Source organism: Streptomyces sp. NPDC007808 (assembly GCF_042868655.1).
GTDB lineage: Bacteria > Actinomycetota > Actinomycetes > Streptomycetales > Streptomycetaceae > Streptomyces.
The window spans coordinates 254034-274138 of sequence record NZ_JBIAEQ010000001.1 but is presented as its reverse complement, the minus strand read 5'-3'; the positions used below and the strand labels follow the sequence as shown (position 1 = coordinate 274138).

The following is a 20105-nucleotide window of genomic DNA, read 5'->3' as shown; positions in this document are numbered from 1 at the left end:
AGCGGGGCGCGGTGCCCCCGTGAACAGCCCCGTCGGTGGGCACCGCAACCCGGCTTCGCGGGAGGCACACGGTGACGGACGTCGGAATCGGCCGCAGGACATTCCTCCGCGCGATCGGCGGGGTCGCGGCAGGCACCGCCGCGATGTCCGCCACCGCTTGCGGCGACGGTGCCCGGCAGGGGGGCAGCGCCACCACGAGCAGCAAGACGGTCGTCGTCCGCGACATCGGTGGCGCCTACGGGGAAGCCAACCGCAAGGCGGTCTACGAGCCCTTCAGCAAGGAGACCGGTATCCAGGTCGATGTCGTCGACATCCCCCGGTACGCGCAGTTGCTCGCGCAGATCGAGGAGGGCCGGCCGCAGTTCGACCTCATCGACATCGACATGAGCGCACTGGCCCGTTTCGCGAGGGCCGACGCGACGCAGGAGCTCGACTACGACCGGCTGAAGAACGCGAGGAACGCGGGCATCGCCGAGTCCCTGCTCTCCTCCCACGGCGTCGGCAAGAACTACTGGGCCAGCGTCATGGCCTACCGCACCGACCGGTTCGGCGGGAGAGCACCCCGGACGTGGGCGGACTTCTGGGACACGGGCGCGTTCCCCGGCGGCCGTGCCCTGCAGAGCCCGGACGCCGGCCCTCCGGAGCTGGAGTTCGCCCTCCTCGCCGACGGCGTCCCACTCGACCGGCTGTATCCCCTCGACGTCGACCGCGCCTTCCGGGTCCTCGACGCCGTCAAGGACGACGTACGGGAATTCTGGGCCGACGGAGCCACACCGGGGCACCTGCTGGAACGCGGAGACGTCCTGCTCTCCAGCGTCTGGCACGGCCGCCCGAGCGCGCTCATCGAGCGGGGCGCACCGCTCGCGTACCAGTGGAACGGCGCCCGCCGCCAGAGCAACGGCTTCGGCATCCCCGACGGCGCACGGAACGTCGACGCCGCCTACCGGCTCATCGACTTCGCCCTGCGTCCCGAGGTGCAATCCGCCTTCGCCCGGATCTACCCCATGGGTCCGGTCGTGCCCGCCGCCTACAAGTACCTGCCCAAAGAGGCCGCGGACCTGGCCAGCTCCCCGGAGCACCTTTACAACGGTTTCGACCTGGACATCGACTGGTGGCTGAAGAACAGGGAAGCTGTGATCCCGCGCTGGCAGGAATGGGCGCGGTCCTGACATGGCGGGAGAGGGCCTGGTCCGTACGACCTCGTCCTCTTGAGGCCGCCGCCCCGTGCGGCGCGCCGGGAGGTACGTCCCGTGAAGAGGAAAAACATCACTGATCGGGTGTCCGATCTCTTCGGCCGTCGCAGTCGGCGTGCGGTGTCCCCCTCCGCGCGGCGCGACTTCGGGGATCGACACCGAGAACCCGACGGCCCGCCGCCGCAACCCCCGGCGCGTTCGATGCTGAGTGGGCGCAGCGTGGCAGGACAGGTGTTCCTCTGGCAGCTGGCGCTGGTCGTCCTGTTCGCCGCCGCGGCGGGCGTGGCGCTCGTCCTGCAAGCCCGGTACTCGGGCACGCAGGAGGCCCGCCGGCTCTCGCTGGGGGTCGCCCAGACCTTCGCGCGTGCCCCCGGGACGGTTCAGGCGATGAAGTCGGACGACCCGACCGCCCTACTGCAACCCCGAGCCGAGGAGACACGCGAGCTGACGGGCGTCGACTTCGTCGTCGCGATCGATCCGCGGGGATATCGCTGGACCCACCCGGACCCGAATCGGATCGGGGAACATGTCTTCGCCGTCCGCGAGGGCGCGGCTGCCGGCCGTCCGTTCACCCAGGACTTCGAAGGCAGCCTCGGCCTGGCCATGGAATCCACCGTCCCGGTCTTCGACACCGGCGGGGAAAGCATCCTCGGGTTCGTGTCGGTCGGGGTCACCGTCAAGAGCGTGAACGCCGTCGTACGGCACCAGCTGCCGCTCCTGCTCGGTTCCGTCGGCGGCGCACTGGCGCTGGTCACGGGGGGTACCGCGCTGGTGTCGCGGCGTCTGCGCCGCCAGACCCACGGTCTGGACCCGGCCGAGATGACCCGTATGTACGAGCACCACGACGCGGTGCTGCACTCGGTGCGGGAGGGCGTCCTGATCATCGGTGGGGACGGACAGCTGCTGCTGGCCAACGACGAGGCGCGGCGGCTGCTGGGGCTGCCCGCGGACGCCGAGCGGCGCCGCGTCAACGACCTGGGCCTGGAGGCGGGAACCGCGGACCTGCTCTGCTCGGGCCGGACCGTCACCGACGAGGTCCATCTGGCCGGTGACCGACTGCTCGCGCTCAATGTCCGGCCGGTCGACGGAGACGGGGACCGAGGTGGCAGTGTGGTCACGCTGCGCGACACCACGGAGTTGCAGGCGCTGGCGGGCCGGGCGGCCGTGACCGGAGAACGGCTCCGCCTGCTGTACGAAGCGGGGGTGCGCATCGGCACCACACTGGACGTGACCCGCACCGCCGAGGAACTGGCCGCGGTGGCGGTCCCCCGATTCGCCGAGGTCGTCACGGTGGACCTGAGGGATCCGGTCCTGGAAGGTGACGAGCCGGTGGGGCCGAGCCCCGAGATGCGCCGCACAGCGGTGCACGGTGTCAAGGGGCCCTGGCCGCTCTTCGCGGTGGGCGAGCTCATCCGCTTCCTGCCCGGCAACCCCGTGGCCATCAGCGTCCAGCACGGCCGGCCCGTCATGGTCTGCGACCTGACCGCCTCGCAGGGCTGGCGGACACAGGCCCCCGAACGCGCCCGGCGCATCCTGGACTCCGGTCTCCACTCACTGATCACCGTGCCGCTCCAGGCCCGCGGCGTGCTCCTGGGGATGGTCAGTTTCTGGCGTGTGGAGCAGGATGCCTTCGGGGAGGAGGACCTGGCCTTCGCCGAGGAGCTGGCCGCCCGTGCCGCGGTGGCCATCGACAACGCCCGCCGCTACACCCGCGAGCACGCACTCGCCGTGACCCTGCAGCGCAGTCTGCTGCCACGCTCCGTGCCGGACCAGTCCGCCGTCGAGGTCGCCCACCGCTATCAGCCCGCACGGGCCGGCGTGGGCGGCGACTGGTTCGACGTCATCGCGCTGCCCGGGGCCAGGGTCGCGCTGGTGGTGGGGGATGTCGTCGGCCACGGCCTGCACGCCGCCGCCACCATGGGCCGGCTGCGCACCGCGGTGCGTACCTTCTCGTCCCTCGATCTGTCCCCGGAGGAGCTGATCAGGCATCTGGACGAGTTGGTCGCCCGGGTCGACGGCGAAGGGGACGACGGGACGGGGAACGACAGTGAAGCGATCACGGGAGCGACCTGCCTGTACGTCGTCTACGACCCGGTGGCCGGGCTGTGTTCCCTCGCCAGGTCCGGCCACCCGGAACCGGCCCTGGTACTTCCGGACGGCACGGTCGAGCGGTTGGAGGTGCCCGTCTCCCCGCCGCTGGGGCTGGGCGGCGGCATGCCCTTCGAGAGCGCCGAATTCACCCTGCCCGAGGGCTCCCAGCTGGTCCTGTACACCGACGGTCTCGTCGAGGACCGCAACCGGGACTTCGACACCGGTCTCGACATGCTGCGCGACGCCCTGGCAGTCCCCGGCCGCACCCCGGACGAAACCTGTCAGGCGGTCCTCGACGCCCTGTTGCCGACCCGTCCGAGCGACGACATCGCCCTGGTCGTCGCCCGGACCCGCCTGCTGGACCCCTCCTTGGTCGCCGAGTGGGAGGTGCCCGAGGATCCCGCGGCCGTCGCCGGGATCCGATCCGGTGTCGCCCGCCGCCTCGCGGAGTGGGGCCTGGAGGAGCTCGCCTTCTCGACCGAACTCGTGATCAGCGAACTGGTCACCAACGCGATCCGCTACGGCGCCGAGCCGAGGCGGCTGCGGGTGCTTCGGGACGGCACCAGCCTGATCTGTGAGGTCGCCGACGGCAGCAGCACCTCACCGCACCTGCGCCGAGCCGCCGACACCGACGAGGGCGGGCGGGGCCTGTTCCTCGTCGCCCAGTTCACGCAGCGCTGGGGCACCCGCTACCTGCCCCGCGGCAAGGTGATCTGGACCGAGCAGTCGCTCCACAGCATGTCCGCCGAACCCGACGCGGACACGACCGAAGCACTGCTGGACCAATGGAGCGACGCGAACTGGTGACCGTCGTGACGCCGGGGACCGGTCGTGACACCGGTGACCGTCTGACATCGGTGACCGTCGTGGCACCGGTGACCGTCGTGACACCGGTGATCGCGTGATACGGGTGATCGCCGTCACGGGCGTCGGGCCCGGGTCCGACCGGCGGTCCCGTCGTGGGCTCAGAACGCCGTGTAGCCCCCGTCCACGGGCAGGACGGCACCAGTGACATACGACGACTCCGGGCAGGCGAGGAAGAGGACCGCGTCGGCGACCTCGTCGGGGGTGGCGAGCCTGCGGAGCGGGATGGACTCCTCCCTGACGCGCTGGTAGGCGGCAGGGTCGGGGCGCCGCTGGAACGAGGCCTCGATGATCGGCGTCATGGTCAGACCGGGCGCCACCACGTTGACGCGGATGCCGCGGGGCGCCCATGCGACGGCGGCGCCGCGGGCGAGCGCGATGAGGCCGCCCTTGGCGGCGGAGTATAAGGTCTGGTTCGGCATGCCGACCATGCCGAGGCGAGAGCTGACGCACACCATCGACGCACCGGACTCGGGAGCCAGCGGCATCAGGTGCTTCATGACCAGGAAGGCGCTCAGGAGGTTGCTGTGGAGCAGGTCGCGTGCGTCGTCGGCGGTCGTCTCGGAGAGCGGGCCGGACTTCTGAAGTCCGTGGCAGAGGACGACCACCCCCACGTCCCCCAGGTGGTCCGCCGCCCTGGCGGCCAGCTGGGAGACGAAGGCCTCGTCGTTGAGGTCGCCCGCGAGGTAGAGATCGTCCGGCCGGCTCTCGGGCAGCTCGGGTCGCCGTCCGGTGAGCAGCAGGTTGGCGCCCTCACGGCGGGCCCGCGGCGATCTGACCCGGCCCGTCGACGTGCCCCGCTGGGGCGAGACGGCGCGCGTGGGAGCCGCAGTGGAACGGCAACCGGCGAGTGCCAGGATCAAAACGGTTTGGGCGAAAACGCGAGCGGCTGGTCGAGGCGCTGACGGTCGCGCAGGAGGCGACCGGTGAGGCCGAGGCCGCCACCAAGCGTGCCGCCAAGGACGCCGAGGTCGCCGAGGTCGCCGAGGCCAAGGTCGACACGACCAAGGCCGACGAGGCTCAGGCCGATGAGGCTGCCGAGGAGTCCAAGGACGCCTGAGCGTCTGCCGGGGGCTGTGCGTTCGCGGCTGCGGCGCCGTCGTGGTCGCTCGCGCAGTTCCCCGCGCCCCTTGAGGGCGTTTGCGGGCCCGTTCCCTTCCGAGGGGCGGGAAAGTGGGAGGCGACCGCCTGCCCGATGCCGCTCGACGCTCCGGTGATCACTGCGTTCACGTCCCGCAGTCTCATGTTCGTTCCTCTTCAGTCGCGGACGGGCCGGTACCGGTGTCGGCGAACGTCAGGGCAGTACCTTGCCCCGGCCCGCGAGGATGTCCGGGCGGAGCAGGTCGGCGAGGGTGTCGGCGGGCAACAGGCCCTTCTCCAGGACGAGTTCGGCCACGCCCCGGCCGGTGACGAGGGCTTCCTTGGCGATGTCGGTCGCCGCCGTGTACCCGATGTGCGGGTTCAGCGCCGTGACCAGGCCGATGGAGTTCTCCACCGTCCGGCGCAGCGCCTCGGTGTTGGCGGTGATGCCGTCCACGCAGCGCTCGGCGAGGGTCACACACGCCGCCCGCAGGTGGGTGATGGACTCCGACAGGGAGTGCAGGATGACCGGTTCGAAGGCGTTGAGCTGGAGCTGTCCGGCCTCGGCGGCCATGGTGATGGCCACGTCGTTGCCGATCACCTCGAAGGCGACCTGGTTGACGACCTCCGGGATCACCGGGTTGACCTTGCCCGGCATGATCGACGAACCGGCCTGCACCGGCGGCAGGTTGATCTCACCCAGACCCGCGCGCGGCCCCGACGACAGCAGCCGCAGGTCGTTGCAGCTCTTGGACAGCTTCACCGCGATCCGCTTGAGCACACCCGACATCTGCACGAACGCCCCGCAGTCCTGGGTCGCCTCGACCAGGTTGGCCGCGGTGACCAGCGGCAGCCCCGTGATCTCCGCGAGGTGCCGGCGCGCCGACTCCGCATACCCGGCAGGCGCGTTCAGGCCGGTACCGATGGCCGTGGCACCCAGATTGATCTCATGGATCAACTCGACGGCCTCCGCGAGCCGGGACCGGTCCTCCTCGATCATCACGGCGTACGCGGAGAACTCCTGCCCCAGCGTCATCGGCACCGCGTCCTGCAACTGCGTGCGGCCCATCTTCAGCACGTCACGGAACTCCACCGCCTTGCGCGCGAAGGAGTCCTGCAGCACGGCCATCGCCCGGAGCAGCCCACGGACCGCGAACACCGTCGCGATCTTCACTGCCGTCGGGTAGACGTCGTTCGTCGACTGACCGAGGTTGACGTCCTCGTTCGGGTGCAGATACCGGTACTCGCCCTTGGCGTGGCCCAGCAGCTCCAACGCCCGGTTCGCGATCACCTCGTTGGCGTTCATGTTGGTCGACGTCCCGGCACCGCCCTGGATGACGTCGACGACGAACTGCTCGTGCAGCTTTCCGGAGCGGATCTCCCGGCACGCGGCCACGATCGCGGCCGCCTTCACCGGCTCCAGCAGCCCCAGCTCCTCGTTGGCGAGGGTGGCGGCCTCCTTGACGGCCGCGAGGGCGTCGATCAGATGCGGATACGCACAGATCGGCGTCCCGGTGATCGGGAAGTTCTCGGTCGCACGCAGGGTGTGCACACCCCAGTACGCCTCGGCGGGGACCTCACGGTCGCCCAGCAGATCGTGTTCGCCACGGGTGACGGCGGTCATGGATGTACGGCCTTCTCTCAGAGGACATCACGGGGGCCTCCCGCACTGCTGTGGGAAAGGCCCCCGGTGTGTCACCGATGTCGGCGCCTGCTCAGAGCAGACGGTCCTTCGCCTTGTAGTAGGCGCCGCCGAACGGCAGGAACCAGGCGGTGCCGTTGTAGAAGGGGACGGGCACCTTCGGGAAGCCGAGGCCGCGCAGCGGGTTGGCCTCCGGCTTGCCGTCCATCATCTCGGCGACCGCGCGGCCCATGTAGGTGGCCATCTGGACGCCGTGCCCGCAGTAACCCATGGAGTAGTACAGGCCGTTGACCTCTCCCGCGTGCGGGATGCGGTCCCAGGAGAAGCCGACCATGCCGCCCCACACGTAGTCGATGCGCACCCCGGCCAGCTGCGGGAAGATCTCGGTCATCTCCCGCTTGAGGATGTCACCGCTCTTGACGTCGGAGGCCGGGTTGGAGGGGGCGAACCGGGCCCTGCCGCCGAAGGCGAGGCGGTTGTCGGGGGTGAGGCGGACGTAGTGGCCGACGTTCTTGTGGGCGACCAGCAGGCGGCCGTTCGGAATGAGCTCCTTGGCGCGCGCCTCCCCCAGCGGCTCGGTGACGATGATGAAGCTGCCGACGTTGATCAGCCGCTTGCGGAACCAGGGCATCGACTGGTCGGTGTAGGCGTCCGTCGCCGCCATGACCTGCTTGGCACGGATGGTGCCGTGCATGGTCTCCACCACGAAGCCACCGCCGGGCAGGCGGGTGAGGCCGGTGGCGGCGTTGCGCTCGTGGATGTCGGCGCCGGCCCGTTCGGCGGCGTCCGCCAGGCCGCCGACGAACTTGCCCACGTGCAGGCCCGCGCTGTCCGGGTCGAGCAGGGCGCCGTGGTAGTAGTCCGTGCCGAGCTCGGACCGCAGCTCGCTCTTGCTCAGGACCACCGTCTCGTGGCCGAAGTTGTCGGCCAGGTCGCGCTGCTTGGCTCGCAGGCCGTCGAAGTGGCCGGGCTTGCAGACCGCGCCGAGGCGCCCCGAGCGGTTGAAGTCGCAGTCGATGTTCTCGGTCCGGGTGAGATCCTCGACGAGGTCCACCGCGTCGCGGAAGGCGTCGTAGAGCTCACGTGCCCGCTCCTGCCCGTAGCGCTTGCGCGCCTCGGCGGGGCTGATGGTGATGCCCTGGGTGCACATGCTGCCGTTGCGCCCGGAGGCGCCCGAACCGACCTTGTCCTTCTCCACGAGGACGGTCCGGGCACCCTTGCGGGCGGTGTGGTAGGCGGTGGACAGCCCGGTGAGGCCGCCGCCGATCACCACCACGTCCGCCTCTTCGGGCAGGTCCTTTCCGGAACGGTCGGGCAGGGCGGGAGCTGTGTCCAGCCAGTAGGGGATCTGCTTCATGGCGTGCGTCCTCTGTGTTTCTCGGTCCTGTGTCGCCGATGTGCCGTCGGTCAGCAGCCGAGGAGCTTCGGCAGGCCCGACAGGTCGGGCAGCTCGTCGTACGGCTGGTAGTCGGCGCTGCCCTTGCGGCCGTAGCGGTTGATCCACACCCGGCGCTTCAGGCCCAGGTCGCGGGTGGGGATGTGGTCGTACTCCCAGCCCTGGGCGACGTGGATGACCTGCGACGCCTCGACACCCATGGTCCGGTGGGCGTGCTTGAAGGCCTGACGGTCCGGCTTGTAGGCGCCGGCCTGCTGGGCGGTGATGACGTAGTCGAACTCGACGCCGATGTTCTCCACGTTCCGGGCGATGAGGTTGTCGTCGGAGTTGGAGATGATGGCGATCTCGTACTTGGTCTTCAGCTTCCGCAGGGCCTCCGGGACCTCAGGGAAGGGACCGAAGGTGGGGACGGCGTCCACGAGGGCCTCGCCGTCGGTCTCGCGGTACTCCAGGCCGTGCAGACGCATGGCGTTGCGCAGGCTGGAGTGCAGGACCTCGTGGTACGGGCGGTACGCCTCCAGGACGGCCTGGAAGCGCATGACGCGGAAGTCGTCGAGGAACTCGTCGACATCCAGGTTGTCCAGATCCAGCCGGTCCTCCAGGACCTTCAGGGTCGTGGGACCGAGTTCGAAGTTGATCAGGGTCGCATAGGCGTCGAAGGTGACGATCTCTCGCATGGTGTCCAGCCTTGGTCTCTCGCGGTGTTCAGGAGGGGGTGGGGGCTTCAGACGACGCGTTCGCCGGGGGCGACGATCGCGTCGAGTACGGCCAGATCGGCCGGGCTCGGGATCCAGTCGGCCGCCGCCGCGTTGGCGGTGACCTGTTGAGGTGTCATGGCTCCGCAGATGACGGAGCCGACGGCGGGGAGGGCCGCCAGTGCGCCGATCGCGACCTGGAGGAGGGTCAGGCCGCGTGCGGCGCCGTACTCGGTGAGCGCCTCGACCTTGTCGAGGGCCGCATCGGTGAGCCAGCCCTGCCGCCAGGACAGCCGGCTGCCGGGCGGGGGCTCCTCGCCGCGGCGGTACTTGCCGCTGAGCAGGCCGTTGGCCAGCGGGTAGTACGGCAGCAGACCGACGCCGTGGCGCAGGCAGGTCGGGATCAGGTCCCGCTCCACGCCGCGGTCGAGCAGGTGGTAGCGGTTCTGGGTGGAGACGAAGGCGTCGGTGAGGTGCTCGGCCGGGAGGTTGGAGCAGCCGATGTACCTGATCTTGCCCTCGTGAACCAGCTCCGTGAGTGCGGCGACCGTCTCCTCCAGCGGCGTGACGCCGTCCGGTTCGTGGTACTGGTACAGGTCGATCCGGTCGGTGCCGAGCCGGCGCAGGGACGCCTCCACCGCGTAGCGGACGTAGGCGCGGGATCCCCGCGGGCCGTACAGGTCGGCATCCCGGCTCATCTCCATGCCGAACTTGGTGGCCAGCACCACGTCGTCCCGGCTGCCTTTGAGCGCGGCCCCGAGGAGCCGCTCGCCGTCGCCGCGGGAGCCGCCCCGTTCCCCGGACCCGCCGTACATGTCGGCGGTGTCGAACAGGGTGATCCCGGCGTCTAGGGCGGCGTGGACGACGGCCTTCGTGCCGTCCTCGTCGAGGCGGGCACCGAAGTTGTTGCCGCCCACGCCGACCACCGAGACGGTAGGGCCGCGCTCTCCGAGCGTGCGGTATCTCATGACCGGCTGCCGAACCCGATGCAGACATTCTTGGTCTGCAGGTAGCTGGCCAGGCCTTCGAGACCCTTCTCCCGGCCCCAGCCGCTGTGCTTGTAGCCGCCGAAGGGCAGTTCGACGCCGGTGCCGACGCCGGTGGCGTTGACATAGACCTGGCCGGCCCGGATGCCCTCGGCCAGACGCATCGCCTTGTCGATGTCGCGGGTCCACACGTACGAGGCCAGGCCGTACGGGCTGTCGTTGGCGATCTCCAGGGCCTCGTCCGCGTCGTCGAACTCGATGACCGTGACGACGGGGCCGAAGATCTCCTCGCGGGCGCACCGGGCCTGGTTGTCCAGTCCGGTGAGGACGGTCGGCTGGACGTAGTAGCCGTCGGCGAGTTCGGGGTCGCTGGGAGCGCCTCCGCCGGCCCGTGCCACGGCGCCTTCCTCGCGGGCCAGTTCCAGGTAGCCGAGGACCCGGTCCCGCTGCCGTGCGGCGACGAGGGGGCCGACGTCCGGGTCGCTGAGACCGGGGCCGAGGCTGAGGGAGGCGGCGTGCGCGACGAGCTTGTCCAGGAACTCCTCGGCGCCGCGCTGGAGGAGCAGCCGGGTGCCGGCCGAGCAGGTCTGCCCGGCGTTGCCGAACGCGGAGGCGGTGACGGCGCCGAGCGCGGCGTCGAAGTCGGCGTCGGCGAAGACGACGACCGGCGACTTGCCGCCCAGCTCCGTGACCGAGGGGACCACGTTGGCGGCGGCCGCCTGGGCGACCTTGATGCCGGTCGGCACCGAGCCGGTGAAGGTGACCTGGTCGATGTCCGGGTGGCCGGCGAGGGCCGCGCCGGTCTCCCCGTCACCGGGGACGACGTTGAGGACGCCCGGAGGGAGACCGCACTCCAGGGCGATCCTGCCGATCTCCAGTGGGGTGAGCGGTGCCTCCGGGGAGGGCTTGAGCACCACCGTGCAGCCCGCGGCCAGCGCGGGGGCGGAACCCCTCGCGGTGTTCTGCAGCGGGTAGTTGAACGGGATGATCTGGCCGGAGACGCCGATCGGCTCGCGGACGGTGTAGTCGAGCAGGCCGGGGCCGAGGGGGACCGTAGAGCCGCCGAGCTTGTCGGCGACGCCCGCGTAGAACTCGAAGTAGCGGGCCGCCGCCTCGACATCGGCTTTGGCCTGGCGCAGCGGCTTGCCGACGTCCTGGCTCTCCAGGCGGGCCAGCCGTTCGCCCTGGTAGCGGATGGCCTCCGCGATCCGGTACAGGATGCGCCCTCGGTCGGCGGCACGCATCCCTGCCCACTCGGGAGCGGTGAAGGCCGCGCGCGCGGCGGCCACCGCCTGGTCCACGTCCGCCTTGCCGGCCAGCGCCACCTGGGCGATGGCCGTGTCGTTCGACGGGTCGAGGACGGTGAAGGAACGTCCGTCGGCAGCGGGGACGTGCTTGCCGTCGATGAGCAGCTCGGTCAGTTGCAGTTCGCCGGTCATGGCTGGATCTCCCCCAGCACCTCGCCGAAGATGACGACCTCGTCGCCCGGGCGGACCGTGCGGATCCGGCGGACCCAGAGCACGATGCCGTCCTGCGGCGCGGTGACCTCTTCCAGCGTGTTGCCGTAGTGGTCGGTGATGGTGGCGATCAGATCGCCTTCCTTGCAGGTCTCCCCCGGCTCGGCGCGGGCGACGAAGAAGCCGCCGGAGGCGGAGCGGGCGAAGGTGCCGGAGACCGTCGTGTACGTGTCCCGCAGCTCCGCCTCGCCGTCGATCATGCCGAGGCTGCGCAGGATGTTGCGGATCGAGCCCATGTGATGCTCGACGTTGGTCTCGCGGTAGGTGGCGCCGCCGCACTCGATGGTGATGGCGGGCTTGCCGGCTTCGAGGACGGGGTGGCGGACCGTGCCGCCCCACTTGCCGCCCTTCCAGACCAGCTCGTGTCCGGCGGCGAGCGCCAGGTCCGTCGCCAAATCCTCGTAGCCGCCCTGGAGGATGACGAGCGGGGCGATCTCGCCGTAGGCGCCACCGGTGTGCAGGTCGACCACGGCGTCGACGGCGGGGACGACCTGCTCGACGAAGGTGGCGGCCAGGCGCTGCGAGTACGAGCCCTCCGCGTCGCCGGGGAAGATGCGGTTGAGGTTGAGGTGGTCGATGCCGCTGGCGCGGGCAGCCGCCTCGAAAGCCGGGGTGTTCAGGCAGGGGATGCCGACGATGGTGCCGCGCAGGGTGGCCGGGTCGATCTCGGCGAGGACACGCCGGATGGCTTCCTGGCCGTCGTACTCGTCGCCGTGCACCCCCGCGTCCACGCACAGGACGGGCCCGTCGTGGGCGCCGTTGACGACGATCAGCGGAATGCCGAGTTCCACGCCGTAGCTGCTGGTGCCGACCGGGATCAGGCCCTGGGCGCGCTCGCCCGGGGCGACGGTCAGCGGACCGATGGAGTACATGTGGATCCTTTCCAAGAGGTGGATCAGATGTGGGCCGACGCCTCGGCGAGGACGCCCGCGATGATCGCGGCGATACGGTCGAGGAGGGCGCGGTCACTGACCAGCGGGGGCGCGATCTGGACCAGCGGCGCGGAGCGGTTGTAGACGCGGGCCAGCAGGCCGGCCTCGCGCAGCCGACGCGGGATCAGGTCGCCGATCAGCTCGTTTCGGGCCTTGGCGCTGAAGGCACCGTCGTCGAGGTCGCCGACGAGTTCGCAGGAGTAGAAGAACCCGGCGCCGCGGACGTCGCCGACGATCGGCAGGTCCTTGAGCGCCACCATGCGCCTGGCCAGGTCGCCCTGGAGACCGCGGACGTTGTCCAGGATGCGGTCCCGCTCCATGATCTCCAGGTTGCGCAGGGCGATGGCCGTGCTCAGCGGGTGCCCGGCGAAGGTGTAGCCGTGGTTGAGGACCGCGCCGGGCCGGTTGATGACCGCCGTGACCTTGGTGCCGACCAGGGTCGCGCCCAGGGGGGCGTATCCGGACGTGATGCCCTTGGCGACGGTGACCATGTCCGGGCGGGCCCCGTAGCGGTCCCCGCCGAACCACTCGCCGATCCGGCCGAAGGCCGTGATGACCTCGTCGGCGACGAGCAGGAAGCCGTACCGGTCGGCCAGCGCCCGCAACCCCTGCCAGTAGCCCTGGGGCGGGGTGATGCAGCCGCCCCGGTTCTGCACCGGCTCGGCGATGAGCATCGCGACGGTCTCCGGGCCCTCCGTCAGGATCGCGGCCTCCAACTCCGCGAGCAGCCATGCCGTGTACACCTCGTCGTCCGCGAACTCCGGTGCGAGGCCGCGACGGTTGGTGTTCGACACGAACCGGGTGTCGATCGCCGGCGGGCCGTACGGCTCCGTGAGGCCGGGGTCGTCGTTGAACGACAGGGTGCCGATGGTCAGGCCGTGGTAGGCGCCGCGTCGGGCGATCGCCTTGGTGCGGCCCGGCTCGCCGCGCAGGGCGTGGTAGCGGCGGGCTATCTTCCAGGCGGTCTCGACGGCTTCGGCGCCGCCGCTCGAGAAGAAGGTGTGCTCGATGTCGACGGGGGCGATCCGGGACAGCCGCTCGGCGAGTTCGATGGCCGAGGGGTGCGCGGACCCTGTCCACAGCGGGCTGTAGCACAGCTCGCGCAGTTGCCGTTCGGCGGCCTCGGCGAACTCGGGGCCGTAGGAGTAGCCGAGTTGGCAGCAGTACAGCCCCGACAGGCCGTCGATGTAGCGCCTGCCGTCCGCGTCGTCGACGTACGGGCCCTCCCCTCGCTGGACGACGAGGAGGTCTTCGCCCTGGTCGCCGAGCGATCCGTTGGCGGTCATGTTCAGCAGCAGATGCCGCTGAGCGGTGGCCGCGTTCAGTTGAGCGGCGGCGGTGGTCATACGGCCTCGCCTCCGGGGTTGGCGACGCCGACGGTGTTCTCGACGGAGAGCAGGGAGTCCTGTCGTCCGGAGCCGATCCAGCGCACCAGGGCCACGAGGCCGAGGGCGAGGATGGCGAAGGCGATGAGGATGGCGCTGACCGCGGTGACGCTGGGGTCGATCTCGAAGGTGAGGGAGTTGTAGACCTGCACGGGCAGGGTGACGGTGTCGACGGAGGAGAGGAACTGGGAGATGTAGAACTCGTCGAAGCTGGTGATGAAGGAGAAGATCGCCGCCGCGATCATGCCGGGCGCGGCCAGGGGGAAGGTGATGCGCCGGGCGATGGTGAGGCGGCCGGCGCCCATGCTGGCGGCGGCGTCCTCCAGCCGTTCGTCTATGCCGCGCAGTGTCGCGATCAGGATCAGTACCGCGATCGGGGAGGCGAGCACGGTGTGGCCGAGGGCGATGGCGATCGGGCTGCCGAGCATCGCGGCGGGTTCGAACAGCAGGAACAGGCCGAGTGCGGTGACGATCTGGGGGATGACCAGGGGGCCGAGGACCAGGGCGAAGACCGCCGAGCGCAGCGGGAGTTCGCTGCGGACCAGCGCGGTTGCCGCGGTCACCCCGATGATCAGGGAGAAGACGGTGCTCAGCGCGGCGACCAGGGCGGACAGGGAGAGCGCGGCGGGCCATTTGCTGCCGTCGGCGAACAGGGCCTTGTACCAGTTCAGCGTCCACGTCTGCGGGGGGAAGGAGGCGAAGGCGTTGTTGCTGAAGGAGGTGACGAGGATGACCACGATCGGCAGCGCCAGGAACAGCAGGATCACGGTGGCGACGGCCGTGAGGGCGATGCGTCCGGCGAGGGACTTGCGCAGCTCCATCATGTGGCGCTCCTCTTCTTACGGCTGGCGCCCAGCGAGCTGACGGCCTTGACCAGGAGCAGTCCGGCCAGGGTGAGGACCAGCAGGATCACGCCCTGGGCGGCGGCCCCGTTCCACTGGTTCTCCTTGGTGACCTGCTGGTTGATGAGGGTGGCGATCATCGTCTGGTTGGGGCCGCCCATCAGGGCCGGGGTGATGTAGTAGCCCAGCGAGAGGATGAAGCTGAGCAGTCCGGCACTGGCCAGGCCGGGGGCGACCAGCGGCAGGTAGATACGCCGGAAGATGGTCACCTTGCCCGCGCCCATGCTGGACGCGGCCGCCAGCAGGCGGCGGTCCACCCCGCGCATCACCCCGTACAGCAGCAGCACCGTGTAGGGGAGCATCATCGACGTGGTGCCGATGACGACGCCGAGTTCGTTGTAGAGCAGCTGGAACGGGGCACCGGGGACCGACATCGCGGTGAGGGTCTCGTTCACCAGGCCCTTGTCGCCGAGCATGATGATCCAGCCGTAGGTGCGCACCAGGGCGGAGACGAAGTGCGGGACGACCACGACCAGCATCGCCAGACCGGCCAGGATGGGCTTGAGCCGGGAGATCGCCTGGGCCAGCACGAAGCCGAACACCAGGCTGAGTACGGCTGTTTCGGCGGAGATCCGCAGGGTGGTGATCAGGACGGAGAGGTTGACGCCGGTCAGGGCGTCGGCGTACCAGTGCAGGGTGAAGGAGCCGTCGGCATCCTTCAGACTCAGCAGCAGCGTGGAGAAGATCGGGTAGACGAACAGCACCAGCAGGTAGACGACGACCGGCAGCGCGTACAGGATCCCGACCCGGGTCCGGCGCGAGGCCAGCAGCTTGCGCGGACGGGCCGGAGCGCCTGCGGTGAGAGTGGCGGCCATGGCTCACCCCGCCTGTTCGTCGGCGAAGAGGTTGATGTCCTCGGGGTCGGCACTGATCCCAACCCGCTCCCCGGCCACCGGGCCACGCCCTGCCGGTACCTCCAGGCGCAGCAGCGGCGCCTGACCGCCGTCGATGCGCACCCCGGCACGCACCAGGGTGCCCACGTAGGTGGCGCTCTCGACCGTGCCGGTACAGAACCCGTCGTCAGCGGCACACGCCCGCAGCCGGCCCGGCTGCACCGCGACCTTCACCCGCGCGCCGGAAGGCAGCTGGTGGCGGCGCGCCTTGACCAGGCCGCCATTGCTGTCCAGACGCACAAGGGTTTGTTCGTCGGTGTGCTTGTCGATGCGGCCGGGCAGGAAGTTCGCCGCGCCCAGGAAGTCCGCCACGAACGGCGTCCTGGGCCGCTCGAACAGCTCGCGGGGGGTGTCGAACTGCTCGATCAGACCGTTACGCATCACCGCGATGCGGTCCGACATGACCAGCGCCTCTTCCTGATCATGCGTCACATAGATGACGGTCAGGCCCAGTTCCTGCTGGATGGTCTTGATCTCGACCTGCAGCTGGTCGCGCAGCTTCTTGTCCAGCGCACCGAGCGGCTCGTCCATCAAGATGACCGGCGGACGGTAGACCAGCGCCCGGCACAGGGCGACGCGCTGCTGCTGACCACCGGACAGCTCACGCGGCTTACGCCCACCGAAACGCGACAGGCCCGCGATCTCCAGCGTCTCCCCCACCCGGCGGCGGATCTCGTCCTTGCCCACGCCCCTCAGGGTGAGCGGGAAGGCGACGTTCTCGGCGACCGTCATGTGCGGGAAGAGCAGGTACTGCTGGAAGACGAAACCGAGGTTGCGCTTTTGCGGGGCGAGCCGGGTCACATCACGGTCCCCGACGGTGATGGTGCCGGAGTCCGGTTCACAGAACCCGGCGATCATCATCAACGTCGTCGTCTTGCCCGACCCCGAAGAGCCCAGGAACGTCACGAACTCCCCGGCCGCGATCTCCATCGACGCCTCGTCGACAGCGACCACATCCCCGTAGGTCTTGCGCAACGCCACCACCGACAGCGACTTGCCGGTCGCGGTGGCCGGCTTGCCGCCGGCCACCTTGACGGACGGTGCGGCGACACCGAAATCAGCCACGAGCCCACTCCAACCAACGCTTGGTGACGGCCGATTCGTTCTTCAGCCACCAGTCGACATCCGCGTCGAAACCCTTGTCGTAGTACTTCGGCGCACCCGCCAGCGCATTGCGCTCGTCCTCGGTGAGCTTGCTGTAGGCCAGCGGCGAGGACGGGTTCGACGGGAACGCCTTGGCCAGGGCCGCCTGGCTCTCCGCCCGCAGCGAGAAGTCCATCAGCTGGTAGGCGGCATCCAGATTGGCCGCACCCTTGGCGATGGCATAACCCTGGAACTGCCGCCGCATACCGTTCAGCTGCCGGGTGACCGGGACGCCCTGCTTCTCCAGATCGGCGATACGGCCGTCCCAGACGGTGGACATCGTCACCTCCTGACGGCTCAGCAGCACACCCGGAAGCGGTCCGCTGTCCCAGAACTTCTTGATGTCGCCCCGCAACTGGGTCAGCACCTTGAACGCACGGTCCACATCCAGCGGATACAGCTTGTCGATCGGCACGCCGTCGGCCAGCAGCGCGAACTCAAGCTCCGGCAGGTCACCGTCCGGGTTGCACATCGAACGACCCCCCTGGAACACCTTCGTGTCCCAGAAGTCCGCCCACGACTGCGGCTTCTTCCCCCCGAACTCATCCGTGCGGTAGGCCATACACGCGCCGTAGAAACTGCTGCCGACAGCATGATCGGTGACCTGGGCCTCAGGGATCTTCGCGCTCTTCACGCTCTTGATCCGGTCGAGGTCCAGCGCCTCCAGCGCATCCTGCTTGACGTACTTGGTGTGCGACATCATCGAGTTGTTGATGAGGTCGCACTGCGGGCGGCCCTGCTTGATCTGCGCCAGCAGCGGAGCGTCGTCCAGGTTCAGCACCTTCACCTGGATGCCGGTCTCCTGCGTGAACGGCGTGTAGATCGCCTTCTGCAGAGCCGCGCCATAGGAACCGCCGCTGTCACGGACGACCACCGTCTTGCCGCCCTTGCCGCCGCTGCCGACGGACCGGCTGGTGCCGGTACCGCAGGCGGACAGGGCGGTCGCGGCGGCGACACCCGCAGTGACCCCGCCTATTCCTCGCAGGAACAGTCTGCGGTCTATTCGGGCATCTTTCATCGTGTGCCTCCTGGGTGGTGCTGGCCGCGGGAAGGGGAGCGGCTGGGGACGTGGAAAGGGGGGCGGCTGGAAGGGGGGTCTAGGGAGGGGGCTTTGGGGCCGGGGCTAGGGGCGGGGGTCCGCCTCGTCGGATCCGGCACCCAGACCGGGGGGCCGGAGGGTGTCGGCCCGCGCTGCCGTGTCGGGGTCCCACGGGACGGCGAGGGCGGCGAGTTCGGCGCCGGTGGCCACGGTGAGGGCGTGCATCCCGTAGAAGATCCGTCCGTCGGCCGGGGCGTGAACGGCGTGCTCCGTGCCGTCGGTCGGGTCGACGATGCGGCCGAGGAGGTCTCCCTCGGTGACTTCGCCGATGACGTCGGCGTCGAAGGAGAACTCCGGGTACCACAGGCCGGTGGCCTCGGCCGTGGCGCCGGCGGACCAGACCCACTCGCGGATCGGTGCCTCAGCGGAACCGTCCTGGTCGAGGACGCTCAGATGGCGCAGTGCCTTCAGCAGGCCGTCGACGCGGCGGAGGGCGGTGGCCTCGTCACGCCGGCCGAGCTGGCCCACCTCGACGAGGACCGCCGAGACGCCCCGGCGGGCGGCCGCCGCGTGGCTGTTGCCGCCCTCGGGCGTCAGCCCGACGATGACGTCCTGGATGCCGAAGGACCCTGCCAGTTCGGCCGTCGCCTTGTCCAGGTCCGGGTCACCGGTGAGACGGTAGCCGACGAAGTCGCGCAGGACCTGGTCGATACCGCCGCAGTGCAGGTCGATGTAGACGTCGGCACCGTCGACGAGATGGGTGAAGAGCCAGGCGGCCAGCCGTTCGGTGGGGCCGCCGTCCGGGTCGCCGGGGAAGACGCGGTTGAGGTTCACGCCGTCGACCGGGGAGATGTTGAGCCGGCCCTGGTACACGGCGGGAGGGTTGGCGACCGGACAGACGATCACCTGCCCGCTCACCTCGCCGGGCTCCAGCAGGTCCGCCAGGCGCACGGCGGCTTCGACGGGTGTGAACTCGCCGCCGTGCACACCGGCGGTGATGACGACCCGGGGGCCCGGGCGGGTTCCGTTGACCAGGGTCACCGGGATGTCCGCGGTGAGGGCGCCGAGATCGGCCTGGACGGTGCCGCGCGCCTTGGTGCCGGGCAGGGCCTGAAGGGGGCCGACACAGAGAGTGGTGTCCTGCATGGTCATGCCTCCGTACGGCCGACGGTGGAGAGGAAGTCGATGGGCTGGGGCGAGGCGCCGTCCAGCGCGAGGTCGGCGGCGATGTCGCCGAAGGCGGGCGAGAGTTTGAAGCCGTGGCCGGAGAATCCGGCGAGCAGGATGACGTTTTCGGCGCCGGGCAGCGGACCGACCAGTGGACGGCTGCTCTCGGTGTAGCCCTCCATGTAGACGGACAGCCGGGTGGGGTCCGGGTGCAGGTCGGGCAGGTAACGCCCGATCAGCTCGGAGAAGATCTCCAACTCGTCCGGCCGCACGGTGCGGTCCAGTCGGTTGGGATCGTCGGCGAGCCGGTGCAGCGCACGGGAGAGTCCGAGCTTGACCGAGATGCCGTCCGGGGAGGGCAGGCCGTAGCAGTGGGTGGGTGCCGTGCGGATGAACGCCGGGCGCTCCTCGCCGAACCAGGCGTCGGGGGCTGTCGGCACGTACCAGGCGCTGACCAGGCGGCGGACCTCCACCTCCCACGGCAGGTCGGGCAGCAGGTCGTTGACCCACGGGCCGGGCGTGACGACGGCGGTGTCGAAGCGCTCACTGCCGGAGTCGGTGCGGATCTCCACACCGCCCGCGACGGGGACGATCTCGCGGACCGTGGTGTAGCGGTGGATGACGGCGCCCAGCTGCTCGGCGCGGCGGGCGGCGGTCTGGATGGTCAGCTCCGGGCGGATGAACCCGGCACGGCGGTCGAGCACGGCCGCGTCGCCGTCCTCGATGCGGTACTGCGGGAAGCGCTTGGCGAGCGCCTCGACGTCCAGCACCTCGTGGTCGAGGTCGTGCTCGGCGATGGACTGCAGGACGGTGGCCATCTGCTGGTGCTCGGTGGGCCCCATCAGCAGGCAGCCGGTCAGGCGGCGCAGCTCGCGGCCGGTCTCCTGCTGGAGCTGCTCCCAGAGGGCGTCGGCGTGCTTGAGCAGCGGAACGTAACGGGAGTCCTCGAAGTGCGCGCTGCGGAAGATCCGGGTCTCACCGCCGGCGGCACTGCGGTCGTGGCCGGGTGCGTAGCGGTCGTATCCGACGACCTCTGCGCCGCGGGCTGCCAGCCGCCAGGCGGCCTGACTGCCCATCGTTCCGACGCCGACCACCGCGACGCGCTTCCTGGCAGCTGACACAGGACTTTCCTTTCGTATCGCCGAGGCGCATGCTGGGCCCTCGACGTGAGGATGTTCGA

The 20105-nt window shown here is 70.1% G+C and carries 16 protein-coding genes and 1 pseudogene; 3 read left to right on the top strand and 14 right to left on the bottom strand.

Going from position 1 to position 20105, the window contains the following annotated elements; genetic code table 11:
- The first annotated feature begins 71 nt into the window (after nt 1-71).
- Both ACFYNL_RS01225 and ACFYNL_RS01220 read left to right on the top strand, forming a co-directional pair.
- The gene (locus tag ACFYNL_RS01225; protein ID WP_388794523.1) at nt 72-1169 is read left to right on the top strand and encodes an extracellular solute-binding protein; all 1098 of its coding nucleotides are present in this window, start codon (nt 72-74) and stop codon (nt 1167-1169) included.
- A gap of 225 nt (nt 1170-1394) precedes the next feature.
- A complete protein-coding gene (locus ACFYNL_RS01220) occupies nt 1395-4091 on the top strand; it encodes a SpoIIE family protein phosphatase (protein WP_388794520.1) in 2697 nt (898 codons plus the stop codon).
- Between the two features lie 158 nt (nt 4092-4249).
- On the opposite strand, the gene ACFYNL_RS01215 is transcribed toward ACFYNL_RS01220, so the two are convergent.
- Nucleotides 4250-5011, bottom strand: coding sequence for an SDR family NAD(P)-dependent oxidoreductase (locus ACFYNL_RS01215; protein ID WP_388794517.1), 762 nt, complete (start codon nt 5009-5011; stop codon nt 4250-4252).
- Between the two features lie 26 nt (nt 5012-5037).
- Here ACFYNL_RS01215 and ACFYNL_RS01210 point away from each other — a divergent pair.
- Nucleotides 5038-5208 (top strand): annotated as a pseudogene (locus tag ACFYNL_RS01210) (50S ribosomal protein L17); the annotation flags it as partial.
- Nucleotides 5209-5442: 234 nt separating this feature from the next.
- Here the strand turns inward: ACFYNL_RS01210 and aspA are convergent.
- The 13 genes from aspA to solA form a co-directional block, all read right to left on the bottom strand.
- Complete coding sequence (gene aspA, locus ACFYNL_RS01205) at nt 5443-6852, bottom strand: aspartate ammonia-lyase (RefSeq protein ID WP_388794514.1); 1410 nt, start codon at nt 6850-6852, stop codon at nt 5443-5445.
- 91 nt (nt 6853-6943) lie between these two features.
- Entirely contained in the window at nt 6944-8227 is a 1284-nt protein-coding gene (locus tag ACFYNL_RS01200) for an NAD(P)/FAD-dependent oxidoreductase (RefSeq protein ID WP_388794511.1), read from the bottom strand.
- 50 nt (nt 8228-8277) lie between these two features.
- Entirely contained in the window at nt 8278-8943 is a 666-nt protein-coding gene (locus ACFYNL_RS01195) for a haloacid dehalogenase type II (RefSeq protein ID WP_388794508.1), read from the bottom strand.
- Between the two features lie 47 nt (nt 8944-8990).
- Nucleotides 8991-9929, bottom strand: a complete 939-nt coding sequence (locus ACFYNL_RS01190; protein WP_388794505.1) for an aldo/keto reductase — start codon at nt 9927-9929, stop codon at nt 8991-8993.
- Nucleotides 9926-11386 (bottom strand): aldehyde dehydrogenase family protein, encoded by a 1461-nt coding sequence (locus ACFYNL_RS01185; RefSeq protein WP_388794502.1) that lies wholly within the window; start codon nt 11384-11386, stop codon nt 9926-9928. The genes ACFYNL_RS01190 and ACFYNL_RS01185 overlap by 4 nt, the downstream gene beginning before the upstream one ends.
- Nucleotides 11383-12336, bottom strand: coding sequence for a succinylglutamate desuccinylase/aspartoacylase family protein (locus ACFYNL_RS01180; RefSeq protein ID WP_388794499.1), 954 nt, complete (start codon nt 12334-12336; stop codon nt 11383-11385). The genes ACFYNL_RS01185 and ACFYNL_RS01180 overlap by 4 nt, the downstream gene beginning before the upstream one ends.
- 23 nt (nt 12337-12359) lie before the next feature.
- Nucleotides 12360-13742: an aminotransferase class III-fold pyridoxal phosphate-dependent enzyme gene (locus tag ACFYNL_RS01175; RefSeq protein WP_388794496.1), complete on the bottom strand. Its 1383-nt coding sequence runs from the start codon at nt 13740-13742 to the stop codon at nt 12360-12362.
- Entirely contained in the window at nt 13739-14605 is an 867-nt protein-coding gene (locus tag ACFYNL_RS01170; protein ID WP_388794493.1) for an ABC transporter permease, read from the bottom strand. The genes ACFYNL_RS01175 and ACFYNL_RS01170 overlap by 4 nt, the downstream gene beginning before the upstream one ends.
- Nucleotides 14602-15498: an ABC transporter permease gene (locus ACFYNL_RS01165; protein WP_388794490.1), complete on the bottom strand. Its 897-nt coding sequence runs from the start codon at nt 15496-15498 to the stop codon at nt 14602-14604. Before ACFYNL_RS01165 ends, ACFYNL_RS01170 begins: the two co-directional genes overlap by 4 nt.
- Before the next feature lie 3 nt (nt 15499-15501).
- Nucleotides 15502-16641 carry an ABC transporter ATP-binding protein gene (locus ACFYNL_RS01160; protein WP_388794487.1) on the bottom strand — a complete coding sequence of 380 codons (1140 nt, stop codon included), beginning with the start codon at nt 16639-16641 and terminating at the stop codon, nt 15502-15504.
- A complete protein-coding gene (locus ACFYNL_RS01155; protein ID WP_388794484.1) occupies nt 16634-17737 on the bottom strand; it encodes an ABC transporter substrate-binding protein in 1104 nt (367 codons plus the stop codon). Before ACFYNL_RS01155 ends, ACFYNL_RS01160 begins: the two co-directional genes overlap by 8 nt.
- 105 nt (nt 17738-17842) lie before the next feature.
- On the bottom strand, nt 17843-18904 hold the full coding sequence (locus ACFYNL_RS01150) for a succinylglutamate desuccinylase/aspartoacylase family protein (protein WP_388794481.1): 1062 nt from the start codon (nt 18902-18904) through the stop codon (nt 17843-17845).
- A gap of 2 nt (nt 18905-18906) precedes the next feature.
- Entirely contained in the window at nt 18907-20046 is a 1140-nt protein-coding gene (gene solA, locus ACFYNL_RS01145; RefSeq protein ID WP_388794479.1) for an N-methyl-L-tryptophan oxidase, read from the bottom strand.
- Between the last annotated feature and the right edge of the window lie 59 nt (nt 20047-20105).